This window comes from Streptomyces sp. NPDC034103 (assembly GCF_055575395.1).
In genome coordinates this window covers 197579-210222 of sequence record NZ_JBVISS010000005.1, presented here as the reverse complement: position 1 = coordinate 210222, position 12644 = coordinate 197579, and the positions used below count along the sequence as shown (strand labels likewise).

Annotated in this window: 13 protein-coding genes; 7 read left to right on the top strand and 6 right to left on the bottom strand. The window is 69.5% G+C overall.

The window, feature by feature from the left end:
• Nucleotides 1-66: 66 nt before the first annotated feature.
• The 5 genes from atpA (at nucleotide 67) to ACZ56U_RS12675 (ending at nucleotide 5134) form a co-directional block, all read left to right on the top strand.
• Entirely contained in the window at nucleotides 67-1656 is a 1590-nt protein-coding gene (gene atpA, locus ACZ56U_RS12695; RefSeq protein WP_469084040.1) for a F0F1 ATP synthase subunit alpha, read from the top strand.
• A gap of 21 nt (nucleotides 1657-1677) precedes the next feature.
• The gene (locus tag ACZ56U_RS12690) at nucleotides 1678-2595 is read left to right on the top strand and encodes a F0F1 ATP synthase subunit gamma (RefSeq protein WP_391232761.1); all 918 of its coding nucleotides are present in this window, start codon (nucleotides 1678-1680) and stop codon (nucleotides 2593-2595) included.
• Complete coding sequence (atpD, locus tag ACZ56U_RS12685; protein ID WP_469084039.1) at nucleotides 2595-4031, top strand: F0F1 ATP synthase subunit beta; 1437 nt, start codon at nucleotides 2595-2597, stop codon at nucleotides 4029-4031. Before ACZ56U_RS12690 ends, atpD begins: the two co-directional genes overlap by 1 nt.
• 153 nt (nucleotides 4032-4184) lie before the next feature.
• Nucleotides 4185-4559: a F0F1 ATP synthase subunit epsilon gene (locus ACZ56U_RS12680; protein ID WP_046262507.1), complete on the top strand. Its 375-nt coding sequence runs from the start codon at nucleotides 4185-4187 to the stop codon at nucleotides 4557-4559.
• Between the two features lie 128 nt (nucleotides 4560-4687).
• Nucleotides 4688-5134: a DUF2550 domain-containing protein gene (locus tag ACZ56U_RS12675; protein ID WP_469084038.1), complete on the top strand. Its 447-nt coding sequence runs from the start codon at nucleotides 4688-4690 to the stop codon at nucleotides 5132-5134.
• A 79-nt stretch (nucleotides 5135-5213) separates the two neighbouring features.
• Here the strand turns inward: ACZ56U_RS12675 and ACZ56U_RS12670 are convergent, their stop codons facing one another.
• The 3 genes from ACZ56U_RS12670 to ACZ56U_RS12660 all read right to left on the bottom strand — a co-directional run bounded on the left by ACZ56U_RS12670 (nucleotide 5214) and on the right by ACZ56U_RS12660 (nucleotide 8986).
• The gene (locus ACZ56U_RS12670) at nucleotides 5214-7040 is read right to left on the bottom strand and encodes a glycosyl hydrolase family 18 protein (protein ID WP_469084037.1); all 1827 of its coding nucleotides are present in this window, start codon (nucleotides 7038-7040) and stop codon (nucleotides 5214-5216) included.
• 117 nt (nucleotides 7041-7157) lie between these two features.
• Nucleotides 7158-7799 (bottom strand): response regulator, encoded by a 642-nt coding sequence (locus ACZ56U_RS12665; RefSeq protein ID WP_469084036.1) that lies wholly within the window; start codon nucleotides 7797-7799, stop codon nucleotides 7158-7160.
• Nucleotides 7796-8986: a sensor histidine kinase gene (locus ACZ56U_RS12660; protein ID WP_469084035.1), complete on the bottom strand. Its 1191-nt coding sequence runs from the start codon at nucleotides 8984-8986 to the stop codon at nucleotides 7796-7798. The genes ACZ56U_RS12665 and ACZ56U_RS12660 overlap by 4 nt, the downstream gene beginning before the upstream one ends.
• Nucleotides 8987-9147: 161 nt before the next feature.
• On the opposite strand from ACZ56U_RS12660, the gene ACZ56U_RS12655 reads away from it, so the two are divergent.
• Nucleotides 9148-9714 (top strand): hypothetical protein, encoded by a 567-nt coding sequence (locus ACZ56U_RS12655; RefSeq protein WP_469084034.1) that lies wholly within the window; start codon nucleotides 9148-9150, stop codon nucleotides 9712-9714.
• 9 nt (nucleotides 9715-9723) lie between these two features.
• Here ACZ56U_RS12655 and ACZ56U_RS12650 read toward each other — a convergent pair whose 3' ends face one another.
• The 3 genes from ACZ56U_RS12650 to ACZ56U_RS12640 are packed head-to-tail and all read right to left on the bottom strand — an operon-like array spanning nucleotide 9724 to nucleotide 11857.
• Complete coding sequence (locus tag ACZ56U_RS12650) at nucleotides 9724-10296, bottom strand: cob(I)yrinic acid a,c-diamide adenosyltransferase (RefSeq protein WP_469084033.1); 573 nt, start codon at nucleotides 10294-10296, stop codon at nucleotides 9724-9726.
• Nucleotides 10297-10309: 13 nt separating this feature from the next.
• Entirely contained in the window at nucleotides 10310-11059 is a 750-nt protein-coding gene (locus ACZ56U_RS12645) for an ABC transporter permease (protein WP_469084032.1), read from the bottom strand.
• Between the two features lie 12 nt (nucleotides 11060-11071).
• The gene (locus ACZ56U_RS12640) at nucleotides 11072-11857 is read right to left on the bottom strand and encodes an ABC transporter ATP-binding protein (RefSeq protein WP_469084031.1); all 786 of its coding nucleotides are present in this window, start codon (nucleotides 11855-11857) and stop codon (nucleotides 11072-11074) included.
• An 82-nt stretch (nucleotides 11858-11939) separates the two neighbouring features.
• On the opposite strand from ACZ56U_RS12640, the gene ACZ56U_RS12635 reads away from it, so the two are divergent.
• Entirely contained in the window at nucleotides 11940-12581 is a 642-nt protein-coding gene (locus tag ACZ56U_RS12635) for a TetR/AcrR family transcriptional regulator (protein ID WP_469084030.1), read from the top strand.
• Nucleotides 12582-12644 lie beyond the last annotated feature (63 nt).

Genomic DNA, 12644 nt, shown 5'->3' with positions numbered 1-12644 from the left:
CCTGGGGGTCGCCCCCAGACCCCCAAGTTGAAACTTCGGGCCCAACAAGGAGAGCAGGGAACCCAGATGGCGGAGCTCACGATCCGGCCGGAGGAGATCCGGGACGCGCTGGAGAACTTCGTCCAGTCGTACAAGCCGGACGCGGCCTCGCGCGAGGAGGTCGGTACGGTCACCCTTGCCGGCGACGGCATCGCGAAGGTCGAGGGTCTTCCCTCGGCCATGGCCAACGAACTGCTGAAGTTCGAGGACGGCACCCTCGGTCTCGCCCTCAACCTCGAGGAGCGCGAGATCGGTTGCGTCGTCCTCGGTGAGTTCAGCGGCATCGAGGAGGGCCAGCCGGTCACCCGCACCGGTGAGGTCCTGTCGGTCGCCGTGGGCGAGGGCTACCTCGGCCGTGTCGTCGACCCGCTCGGCAACCCGATCGACGGCCTCGGCGAGATCGAGACCAGCGGCCGACGCGCCCTCGAGCTGCAGGCTCCGGGCGTCATGGCCCGTAAGTCGGTGCACGAGCCGATGGAGACCGGCTACAAGGCCGTCGACGCGATGACCCCGATCGGCCGCGGTCAGCGTCAGCTGATCATCGGTGACCGCCAGACCGGCAAGACCGCCCTGGCCGTCGACACGATCATCAACCAGCGCGACAACTGGCGCTCGGGCGACCCGAAGAAGCAGGTCCGCTGCATCTACGTCGCCATCGGCCAGAAGGGCTCGACCATCGCGTCGGTCCGCCGCGCGCTGGAGGAGAACGGCGCGCTGGAGTACACGACCATCGTCGCCGCCCCGGCGTCCGACCCGGCCGGCTTCAAGTACCTGGCGCCGTACACCGGTTCGGCCATCGGTCAGCAGTGGATGTACGAGGGCAAGCACGTCCTCATCATCTTCGACGACCTGTCGAAGCAGGCGGATGCCTACCGTGCCGTGTCGCTGCTGCTGCGCCGTCCGCCGGGGCGTGAGGCCTACCCGGGTGACGTCTTCTACCTGCACTCCCGTCTGCTGGAGCGCTGCGCGAAGCTCTCCGACGAGATGGGCGCCGGCTCGATGACCGGTCTGCCGATCGTCGAGACCAAGGCCAACGACGTCTCGGCGTTCATCCCGACCAACGTCATCTCCATCACCGACGGCCAGTGCTTCCTGGAGTCGGACCTCTTCAACGCCGGTCAGCGCCCCGCGCTGAACGTCGGTATCTCCGTCTCCCGAGTCGGTGGTTCCGCGCAGCACAAGGCGATGAAGCAGGTCTCCGGTCGTCTGCGCGTGGACCTCGCCCAGTTCCGTGAGCTGGAGGCGTTCGCCGCCTTCGGTTCCGACCTGGACGCCGCGTCGAAGGCGCAGCTGGAGCGCGGCCAGCGCATGGTCGAGCTGCTCAAGCAGGCTCAGTACCAGCCGATGTCCACCGAGGACCAGGTCGTCTCCGTCTGGGCCGGCACCACCGGCAAGATGGACGACGTGCCCGTGGCCGACATCCGCCGCTTCGAGAGGGAGCTGCTTGAGTACCTGCACCGCAAGGAGCAGGGCCTCATGACCTCCATCCGCGAGGGCGGCAAGCTGTCGGACGACACCCTCACCGCTGTTGCCGACGCGATCGCCGACTTCAAGAAGCAGTTCGAGACCTCGGACGGCAAGCTTCTCGGCGAGGACGCCCCGGCCTCGGCCAAGTGACGTAAGGAAGGGACCTGACTCATGGGAGCCCAGCTCCGGGTCTACAAGCGTCGCATCCGATCCGTCACCGCGACCAAGAAGATCACCAAGGCGATGGAGATGATCGCCGCCTCGCGCGTCGTCAAGGCGCAGCGCAAGGTGGCGGCGTCAACGCCGTACGCGACCGAGCTCACCCGCGCGGTCACGGCGGTCGGTACCGGCTCGAACACGAAGCACCCGCTGACCACGCAGGCCGAGAAGGTCACGCGGTCCGCGGTGCTGCTCCTGACGAGCGACCGTGGTCTCGCCGGTGCCTTCAACTCCAACGCCATCAAGGCCGCGGAGCAGCTGACCGAGCGCCTCGAGGCGGAGGGCAAGCAGGTCGACACGTACATCGTCGGCCGGCGCGGTCTGGCCCACTACAACTTCCGTGAGCGCAAGGTCGCGGAGTCGTGGTCGGGCTTCACCGACGAGCCCACCTACGCGGACGCGAAGAAGGTCGCGGGTCCGCTGATCGAGGCCATCGAGAAGGACACGGCCGAGGGTGGTGTGGACGAACTCCACATCGTCTTCACCGAGTTCGTCTCGATGATGACGCAGACGGCGCTCGACGACCGCCTGCTGCCGCTCAGCCTCGAAGAGGTCGCGAAGGAGGCCGCCCCCAAGGGCGAGATCCTCCCGCTCTACGACTTCGAGCCCTCGGCGGAGGACGTCCTCGACGCCCTCCTGCCGCGCTACGTGGAGAGCCGTATCTACAACGCGCTGCTCCAGTCGGCCGCCTCCAAGCACGCCGCCACGCGGCGCGCGATGAAGTCGGCCACCGACAACGCGGGCGAGCTCATCACCACGCTCTCCCGACTTGCCAACGCGGCCCGCCAGGCCGAAATCACCCAGGAAATCAGCGAGATCGTCGGTGGCTCCGCAGCCCTGGCCGACGCGACCGCGGGGAGTGACAGGTAATGACGACGACAGTTGAGACGGCCGTTGCCACGGGCCGCGTCGCCCGGGTCATCGGCCCGGTCGTCGACGTGGAGTTCCCCGTCGACGCTATGCCCGAGATCTACAACGCCCTTCACGTCGAGGTGGCCGACCCGGCCCTCGCCGGCGAGAAGAAGACGCTGACCCTGGAGGTCGCCCAGCACCTGGGTGACGGCCTGGTCCGCACCATCTCCATGCAGCCCACCGACGGTCTGGTCCGCCAGGCCGCGGTCACCGACACCGGCGCCTCCATCTCGGTTCCGGTCGGCGACTTCACCAAGGGCAAGGTGTTCAACACCCTCGGTGAGGTGCTGAACGTCGACGAGCAGTACACGGGCGAGCGCTGGGGCATCCACCGCAAGGCGCCGCGCTTCGACGAGCTCGAGTCGAAGACCGAGATGTTCGAGACCGGCGTCAAGGTCATCGACCTTCTCACCCCGTACGTCAAGGGTGGAAAGATCGGTCTGTTCGGTGGTGCCGGTGTCGGCAAGACGGTGCTCATCCAGGAGATGATCTACCGCGTCGCCAACAACCACGACGGTGTCTCCGTGTTCGCCGGTGTCGGCGAGCGCACCCGTGAGGGCAACGACCTCATCGAGGAGATGTCCGAGTCGGGCGTCATCGACAAGACCGCGCTGGTCTTCGGCCAGATGGACGAGCCCCCGGGCACCCGTCTGCGGGTGGCCCTCGCGGGTCTGACCATGGCGGAGTACTTCCGCGATGTGCAGAAGCAGGACGTGCTGTTCTTCATCGACAACATCTTCCGCTTCACGCAGGCCGGTTCCGAGGTCTCGACCCTGCTCGGCCGTATGCCCTCCGCGGTGGGTTACCAGCCGAACCTGGCCGACGAGATGGGTCTCCTCCAGGAGCGCATCACCTCGACCCGTGGTCACTCGATCACCTCGATGCAGGCGATCTACGTCCCCGCGGACGACCTGACCGACCCGGCCCCGGCCACCACCTTCGCCCACCTCGACGCGACGACGGTTCTGTCCCGTCCGATCTCCGAGAAGGGCATCTACCCGGCCGTGGACCCGCTGGACTCCACGTCCCGCATCCTGGACCCGCGCTACATCGCGCAGGAGCACTACGACGCCGCCATGCGCGTCAAGACGATCCTGCAGAAGTACAAGGACCTCCAGGACATCATCGCGATCCTCGGTATCGACGAGCTCGGCGAGGAGGACAAGCTCGTCGTCCACCGTGCCCGTCGCGTGGAGCGCTTCCTGTCCCAGAACACCCACGTCGCCAAGCAGTTCACCGGCGTCGACGGGTCGGACGTCCCGCTGGACGAGTCGATCGCGGCCTTCAACGCGATCTGCGACGGCGAGTACGACCACTTCCCGGAGCAGGCGTTCTTCATGTGCGGTGGCATCGAGGACCTCAAGGCCAACGCCAAGGAGCTGGGCGTCTCCTGAACTCGCTGAGTTCGACGTGAGCCCTGTGGTTCACGAGTGAGCCCTGCGGCTCATGTCTGAGGGGGCGGGGTACGTCCCGCCCCCTCTGCCACGCCCACTAGACTTATAACCAACACCCGGCAGAACCGCCGGGTGGTGACCCGAGGAGCCACCTTGGCTGCTGAGCTGCACGTCGCGCTGGTCGCGGCCGACCGAGAGGTCTGGTCCGGCGAGGCCACCCTGGTCGTCGCGCGCACCACGTCCGGCGACATCGGCGTCATGCCCGGTCACCAGCCGCTGCTCGGTGTGCTGGAGTCGGGCCCGGTGACCATCCGTACGAGTGATGGTGGAACGGTCGTCGCCGCGGTGCACGGCGGTTTCATCTCGTTCGCGGACAACAAGCTGTCGCTGCTGGCCGAGATCGCCGAGCTGTCGGACGAGATCGACGTCCAGCGCGCCGAGCGCGAGCTGGAGCGGGCGAAGGCGGAGGGTGACGCCGCCGCCGAGCGTCGAGCGGACGTACGGATCCGTGCGGCGGCGACGCGCTAGCCTGCGCGAGACCGTATGACGTCACTCAGCCGCGGCTGGGACCGGAGAAATCCGGCCCTGGTCGCGGCTGAGGCAAATGTGGATGTTTTTTCCATTCCGTTACCGAGTAGACGAGGAGGTCGGTGTCGATGGTCCTCGCTCTGACTGTGTGCGGAATCGTCGTGGCGCTCGTGGTGCTGGGGCTGTTCGTCTTCGGCCTCCGGCGCCGGCTCATCCAGCGCTCCGGCGGCACCTTCGACTGTTCGCTGCGCTGGGACGTACCCGAGAAACCGGACACCAACGGCAAGGGCTGGAGCTACGGCGTCGCCCGCTACAACGGCGACCGCATCGAGTGGTACCGCGTCTTCTCCTACGCCTACCGCCCCCGCCGCGTCCTGGAGCGCGTCGCGATCGAGGTGGCCGGCCGCCGTCTGCCGCAGGGCGAGGAGGAGCTGGCGCTGCTCTCCGACGCGGTCATCCTCACCTGCGTGCACCGGGGCACGCGTCTGGAGCTCGCCATGAGCGAGGACGCGCTGACCGGTTTCCTGGCCTGGCTGGAGGCGGCCCCGCCCGGGCAACGCGTCAACGTGGCCTGATCCGCACGGCCCCGGGCGCCGTACGCCAGAGGGCGTGCGGTCGGTACCGCACGCCCTCCGTGTCACATACCGCGGATCGTCAGCTGAGCCCGCTGTTGATCGCGCTCACCAGCTCACCGTTGCCGGTGTCACCGCTGAACTCCCAGAAGAAGGCGCCGCCGAGGCCCTGGTTCTTGGCCCAGGTCATCTTGGTGCCGATGGTGGCGGGGGTGTCGTAGGACCACCAGTTGGTGCCGCAGTAGGCGTACGCCGTGCCCGCGATGGTGCCGGTGGCCGGGCAGGACGTCTTGAGGACCTTGTAGTCCTCGATGCCCGCCTCGTAGGTGCCGGGGGCCGCTCCGGTCGCCGTGCCGCCGGGAGCGGCCTGGGTGACGCCGGTCCAGCCGCGGCCGTAGAAGCCGATGCCGAGCAGCAGCTTCTTGGACGCCACGCCCTTCGACTTCAGCTTGGCGATCGCGTCGGCGGAGTTGAAGCCCGCCTGCGGGATGCCGGAGTACGAGGTCAGCGGCGAGTGCGGGGCGGTCGGGCCCTTGGCGTTGAAGGCACCGAAGTAGTCGTAGGTCATCACGTTGTACCAGTCGACGTAGGCCGAGGCGCCGCCGTAGTCGGCCGCGTCGATCTTGCCGCCGGAGGAGCCGTCGGCCGTGATGGCCGCGGTGACCAGGTAGCTGGAGCCGAACTCGGTGCGCAGGGCCTGCATCAGGTTCTTGAAGGCCGCGGCGCCCGAGGTGTCACAGGTCAGACCGCAGGCGTTGGGGTACTCCCAGTCGATGTCGATGCCGTCGAAGACGTCGGCCCAGCGCGGGTCCTCCACGACCGCCTTGCAGGACTTGGCGAACGCGGCCGGGTTGGCCGCGGCCTGGGCGAAGCCGCCGGAGTAGGTCCAGCCGCCGAAGGAGTACAGCACCTTGATGTGCGGGTACTTGGCCTTCAGCTGGCGCAGCTGGTTGAAGTTGCCGCGCAGCGGCTGGTCCCAGGTGTCGGCGGTGCCGCTGACGGACTGGTCGGCGGTGTAGGCCTTGTCGTAGGCGGCGTAGGTGTCGTCGACGGTGCACTGACCGTTCTTGACGTTGCCGAACGCGTAGTTGATGTGGGTGATCTTCGAGGCGGAGCCCGAGCTCACCAGGTTCTTGACGTGGTAGTTGCGGCCGTAGACGCCCCACTCGGTGAAGTAGCCGAGCTTGACCTTGTCGCCGGTGGGCGGGGGCTCGGTGGTGCCGCCGGTGGTGCGCACCGCGCGGGCGCCGCTGACGGGGCCGGTCTGGTCGGCGGTGTCGCGGGCCTGGACGCTGTAGGAGTAGTCGGTCCCGGCGGTGAGGCCGGAGTCGCTGTACGAGGTGGTCGTCACCGTCGCGACCTTGGTGCCGTCGCGCAGGACGTCGTAGTTCTTGACGCCCTTGTCGTCGGTGGCGGCGCTCCAGGACAGTTGCACCGAGGTGTTGGTGATGTCGGAGGCCGTGGGGGTGCCGGGGGCGCTCGGCGCGCTGTCGCCGGGGGTGGTGGTGCCGCCGTCACAACTGCCGCCGTTGAGCCTGCAGTTGGCGGGCGAGCCGGAGCCGCTGCCGTTGAAGCCGAAGGAGACGGAGGCGCCGGGGGCGAGGGTGCCGTTCCAGGCCTTGTTCTTGGCGGTCCAGTGGGTGCCGGAGGAGGTGACGTCGGCGTCCCAGGCGGAGGTGACCGAGGTGCCGGAGGGGAAGTCCCACTCGACGGTCCAGGAACTGAGGTTGGTGGTACCGGTGTTCTTGACGGTCCACTTGCCCTCGAAGCCGGAGCCCCAGTCCTGGGTCTTGGCGTAGGTGGCGGTCGCGGACGTCGCGGCCTGGGCGGGGCTCGCGAGGCCGACGAGGCCGGCGAACGGGAGCACCAGCGTCGCGATGCCTGCCGCGACTCTGTGTCTGAAGCGCATGCCGCGCCTCCTTGGGGGTGTTGGGGGCGTGACTGAGCCTTCACGCCACGGTGCGGCGAGAATAGAAAGGTCTGGACCACGGGTCAATAGGTCTGGACCACTCTCGTGCAGCGGCCCTCAGATCCCCAACTCCTGAGCCAGCACCGCCGCCTGGACCCGGCTGCGCAGTTCCAGCTTCCCCAGCAGTCGGCTGACGTGCGTCTTCACCGTCGCCTCCGCCATGTCCAGCCGGGTCGCGATGTCCGCGTTGGACAGCCCCTCGCCCAGACAGGACAGCACCTCGCGTTCGCGGCGGGTGAGCGCGTCGAGGACCGCCGGATCGGTGCCCGGCCGCCGTACGGGCCGCGCGGCGAACTCCGCGATCAGACGCCGGGTGACGGCCGGCGCGACGATGCCCTCGCCGCGCGCCACCGTACGGATCGCCGCCACGAGGTCCTTGGCCTCCGTGTTCTTCAGCAAGAACCCGGCGGCACCCGCCCGCAACGCTCCGAACACGTACTCGTCGAGATCGAAGGTGGTCAGCACCAGGACGTCCGCGAGCCCCTCCTCGGTGACCTTCCGGGTGGCCGACACCCCGTCCAGGCGCGGCATCTGGACGTCCATCAGCACCACGTCGGGCCGCAGCCCGCGGGCCAGCGCCACCGCCTGTTCGCCGTCCGCGGCCTCGCCGACCACCTCGATGTCGGGCGCGCTGCGCAGGATCAGGACCAGCCCGGCGCGTACGGCGGACTGGTCCTCGGCGACGAGCACGCGGATCATGAGAGGTCTCCTTCGGTGACGTCGGCGACGGGCAGGGTGGCGCGTACGGCCCAGATCTTGCCGTTCGCCGAGTCCTCGGGACCGGACTCGAAGGTGCCGCCGAGCAGCGCGGCCCGCTCCCGCATGCCGACCAGACCGGCGCCGGAACCGGGCGCGCCCGGTCGGTTCCGGTCACCGTACGGGCTGGTCACGGCGACGGCGAGGGTGCCGTCCGCCTGCCGCAGGGTCACGGTGACCCGGCCGGGGCTCGCGTGCTTGAGGGCGTTGGTCAGGGACTCCTGGACGATGCGGTAGGCGGCGAGCTCGACGGGCGCGGGCAGGCTGTCGGCGTGCGCGGCCTCCAAGGTGACGTCCAGGCCGTTGGTACCGGCGTCCTCGACGAGGACGGTGAGGCCGTCGAGGGTGGGGACCGCGCTGGGCTCGCCGTCGCCGTCCCGCAGGATGCCGATCAGCCGGCGCATCTCCTCCAGCCCCTTGACGCTGTTCTCGCGGATCACACCGAGGGCCTGGCGTGAGGTGTCCGGGTCGTCCAGGGAGAGCGCGGCGGTGGAGTGGATGGCGATCGCCGAGAGGTGGTTGGCGACCATGTCGTGCAACTCCCGTGCCATCCGGGCGCGTTCGGCGACGACGGCCTGGGCGCGGTCCATCTCGGCGAGCAGGGCGGTCTGTTCGGCCCGCAGCCGGGCCGCCTCGGCCGCGTCCCGGTGGTTGCGGACGATCCACCCGGTGGCCGCGGGCGCGTACGCCACGACACCGACGACCACACCGATCAGCAGCGCCTCGGGCACCCGCCACACCGCGAACGGCACCAGCGTCCCGGCCACCGTGAGCAGACCCGTGATCCACTGGATGCGGCGGGCCGAGGCGAGGGGGCCGTACAGGACGGCCGCGTAGACGAGGTCGGTGAACATCAGCACCGACGCCAGGTTGCCCTGGGTCACCAGGTCCGCGCAGATCGCGACCGTGCCGGTCAGCAGGGCGGCACGGGGTGCCGTGCGGCGCAGCAGCTCGCAGCCCGCCAGCACGGTGAGCGGCACCAGGACCGGCCAGGGGCCGTCGAAGAGGGTGATCGGATCGTCGGAGCGCCGGGTGGCGAGCCCGAGGAGCGCCAGCAGCAGACCGCCGAGCAGCCCGCCGGTCGCGGCGTACACGTCGAACCGGTGCGGGCGGGGGAGTCGTACGGCCATGACTCCATCCAACACGGCGGTCCCGCCCTCCGCCTGATCCCCACGAACGGTTGCGCACTGCATCGTTCGATGTACCGGGACCTCGTCACCGCCGACGACGAAAGCGGCCGGGGCCGACGGGAGCCTGGAGAGGTGACGCCGTCCCGTGGGAGGAGAGAGTCGTGATCGTCGCGCTGATCATCGCCTGTGAAGTGGGCTTCTGGGTGCTGCTGGCCCTGGGCCTGGCGGTCCGGTACCTGCTGAAGTGGCGCCGGACCAGTGTGGTGCTGCTGCTGTGCGAGCCGGTGCTGGAGCTGGTCCTGTTCGTCGCGACGGCGGTCGACCTGAGGAACGGCGCCGAACCGGGCTGGGAGCACGGACTGGCCGCGCTCTACCTCGGCTACACGGTGGCGTACGGCCACTACACGATCCGCTGGCTCGACGGCCATGCCGCCCACCGCCTCGGCGGAGCCCCCCGCCCGCCGAAGCCCCCGCGCCACGGCATGGCGAGGGCCCGGCACGAGGGGCGGCTGTGGCTCAGGACCCTGCTGGCGGCGGCGGTGGCCTGCGGACTCCTCCAGGGTGCGATCTGGTACGTCGGGGACGGCGACACCTCGTCCCTGCGGTCCTTCCAGGCGGTGGCGCTGCGCGCCGCGGGCATCCACGGCCTGATCGCGCTGTCCTACCTGCTGTGGCCGAAGAAGGCACCGGCGGCACCGACCGACGAGCGGGCGCCGGCGCCCCGGTGACCGGCGGCCCTAGCGCTCGCCGCCCGGTACCCACAGCACGTCCCCGACCTCCTTGTTGGCCGTCCTCGCGAGGATGAACAGCAGGTCGGACAGCCGGTTGAGGTAGGTCGCGGTGAGGGGGTTCATGGTGTCGCCGTGGACCTCGAGGGCCGCCCAGGTGGAGCGTTCGGCGCGGCGTACGACCGTGCACGCCTGGTGCAGCAGGGCCGCACCGGGAGTGCCGCCGGGCAGGATGAAGGAGCGGAGCTTCTCCAACTCCTCGTTGAAGCGGTCGCAGTCCGCCTCCAGCTTGTCGACGTAGAACTGCTCGACCCGCAGCGGCGGGAACTGCGGGTTCTCGACGACCGGTGTGGACAGGTCGGCGCCGACGTCGAACAGGTCGTTCTGTACGCGGGTGAGGACCTTGACGACCTCCTCCGTCAGTCCGCCCAGCGCGATCGCCGTGCCGATCACCGCGTTCGCCTCGTTGGCGTCGGCGTACGCGGCGATCCGCAGGTCGGTCTTGGCGACCCGGCTCATGTCGCCGAGGTTGGTGGTGCCCTTGTCGCCGGTCTTGGTGTAGATGCGCGTCAGATTGACCATGGGGCCAGCGTAATTACGCCCCGGCGCTCCGGAACACGCGTGTGCCCACTGTCACGGCGAGTGCCGCGAGGCCGAGGGCGACCAGCACGCCGTACGCCATGTGCGCCGAGGCGTAGGTGCCGACGTACGCGTCCCGGACCGCGTCCACCAGATAGCGGAACGGCACGAAGTGCGAGAGGACGTCCAGCCAGGCCGGGCCCAGGGTCATCGGGAGCATCAGGCCGGACAGGAGCATCATCGGCATCGTCAGGGCGTTGACCGCCGGGCCGAACTCTCCCGGGGTGTGCAGCTTCATGGCCAGCGCGTACGACAGCGAGGCCAGCGACACCGTCAGCAGCGCGACGAACGCGAAGCCGATCAGGATGCCGGCCGGCGGGGCCCGCAGCCCCATCGCCAGCGCGGCCAGCACGAGCAGCACCGCCTGGAAGACGAAGACGGTGGCGTCCCGCAGCACCCGTCCGAGCAGCAGCGCCAGCCGGCTGACCGGCGTCACCCGCATGCGCTCCACCACCCCCTGGCTCTTCTCGACGATGATCGCGAACCCCGCGAACGAGGCGCCGAACAGGCCGAGTTGGAGCAGCAGCCCGGGCACGAGCAGCTGCCACGAGCTGCCCTCCCCGCCCAGCGGGAGATCGGTGAGCAGCGGTCCGAAGAACAGCAGATACAGCAGCGGCATCAGCACACCGAACAGCAGCGCGAAACGGGAGCGCAGCGACTGACGGAGGTACCGGCCGTAGATCAGCGCGGTGTCGTGGAGAAGCATGGTCGGGGCGTCCTATACGGAGACGGGGGCGGCGTCGGCCCGCGGGGCGCTGCGGCCGGTGATGGCGAGGAAGGTGTCCTGGAGCGAGGCGTCGATCGAGCCGCCGTACCTCAGCTTCAGCGCGGTCGGTGTGCCCTCGGCGGCGACCACGCCCCGGTCGACGACGACCAGACGGTCGGCGAGGGCGTCGGCCTCGTCGAGGTAGTGGGTGGTCAGGAACACCGTCGTGCCGTGCTCGTCGCGCAGCCGCCGGACCAGGTCCCACAGGTCGGCCCGACTGCCGGGGTCGAGTCCGGTGGTGGGCTCGTCGAGGAAGAGCACCTTCGGGCGATGGGTGAGGGCCATCGCGATGTCCAGGCGCCGGCGCTGACCGCCCGACAGCGCCCCGCACCTGCGGTCGAGCAGCTCGGTCAGGTCCAGGTCCCGGGCCAGTTCCCCGGCCCGCTCGGCCGCCTGGTCCTTCGTCAGCCGGTAGAGGCGGCCCTGGGTGACCAGCTCCTCCCGCACGGAGAGCTGCGGGTCGACCCCGCCCGACTGGGCCACATAGCCGCAGGCCCTCCGCACCCCGGCGGCGTCGGTCGCGAGGTCGTGGCCGGCGACGGTGGCCACGCCGCCGGTGGGTTCCAGCAGGGTCGTCAGCATCCGCAGGGTGGTGGTCTTCCCCGCGCCGTTCGGCCCGAGGAAACCGAGGATCTCGCCCTCGCGGACGGTCAGGTCGATACCGCGCACGGCGTCCACGGGGCCGTGCTTGGTCTGGAAGGTACGGGCCAGTCCGGCCGCGCTGATGATTGCTGCCATGGCGCAAGAAAAACAGAGTCCCTGAAATTTTGCAATGACTCCAAAAATCAAGGGGGCCCAGGACCGGGGTTAGGATCCGGGCATGGCAGAGGGGCTCAGGGAGCGGAAGAAACGGCAGACCCGGCAGTACATCTCGGACATCGCGACGGCCCTGTTCGTCGAACGCGGCTTCGACGCGGTCACCGTCGCCGAGATCGCCGACGCCGCGAACGTCTCCGTCAACACCGTCTACAACTACTTCCCGGCCAAGGAGGACCTCTTCTTCGACCGCTCCGCCGGCGTCGTCGACCGGCTCGCCCGGTGGGTGCGCGGCCGGAGCGAGGGGGAGTCGGCCGCCGTCGCGGTCCTGCGTGAGCTGCGCGACGAGGTCGAGGCGGTCTCACCCCGCGTCGGGCTGATGTCCGGCTACGCCGCCTTCATGCGGGTCATCGAGGACGCGCCGGTCCTGCGCTCCCGGCTGTGGGCGCTCGGCCAGGAGGTCGAGGCATGCCTGGAGCGGGCCCTGCGCGAGGAGACCGGCGTGGCCGACGACGATCCGATGCCGCACCTGATCGCCGGTCAGATCGGCTGGGTCCACAGCACCGTCATGGCCGTCATCGGCCGCGAGATGGTCAAGGGGCGCAATCCGGACGAAGTGTCACGAGAGGTACTGGTGCTTCTCGACGACATCGAGGAGCTGTTGAGCGAGAACGTGCTCAACTACGCCGTCCGGGGCGCCGCGTGACGACTGCCGGTGTGATGTCCGTCAGATGAGACGTGACGCGCATTACTTACCGGTCACACAGCT

Bases quoted from the DNA above. Each gene is read 5' to 3' on its own strand.
- ACZ56U_RS12650 (WP_469084033.1), bottom strand. From the start codon at position 10,296: ATGGTCAATCTGACGCGCATCTACACCAAGACCGGCGACAAGGGCACC.
- atpA (WP_469084040.1), top strand. From the start codon at position 67: ATGGCGGAGCTCACGATCCGGCCGGAGGAGATCCGGGACGCGCTGGAG.
- ACZ56U_RS12670 (WP_469084037.1), bottom strand. From the start codon at position 7,040: ATGCGCTTCAGACACAGAGTCGCGGCAGGCATCGCGACGCTGGTGCTC.
- ACZ56U_RS12660 (WP_469084035.1), bottom strand. From the start codon at position 8,986: ATGGCCGTACGACTCCCCCGCCCGCACCGGTTCGACGTGTACGCCGCG.
- ACZ56U_RS12690 (WP_391232761.1), top strand. From the start codon at position 1,678: ATGGGAGCCCAGCTCCGGGTCTACAAGCGTCGCATCCGATCCGTCACC.
- ACZ56U_RS12635 (WP_469084030.1), top strand. From the start codon at position 11,940: ATGGCAGAGGGGCTCAGGGAGCGGAAGAAACGGCAGACCCGGCAGTAC.
- atpD (WP_469084039.1), top strand. From the start codon at position 2,595: ATGACGACGACAGTTGAGACGGCCGTTGCCACGGGCCGCGTCGCCCGG.
- ACZ56U_RS12675 (WP_469084038.1), top strand. From the start codon at position 4,688: ATGGTCCTCGCTCTGACTGTGTGCGGAATCGTCGTGGCGCTCGTGGTG.
- ACZ56U_RS12645 (WP_469084032.1), bottom strand. From the start codon at position 11,059: ATGCTTCTCCACGACACCGCGCTGATCTACGGCCGGTACCTCCGTCAG.
- ACZ56U_RS12665 (WP_469084036.1), bottom strand. From the start codon at position 7,799: ATGATCCGCGTGCTCGTCGCCGAGGACCAGTCCGCCGTACGCGCCGGG.
- ACZ56U_RS12640 (WP_469084031.1), bottom strand. From the start codon at position 11,857: ATGGCAGCAATCATCAGCGCGGCCGGACTGGCCCGTACCTTCCAGACC.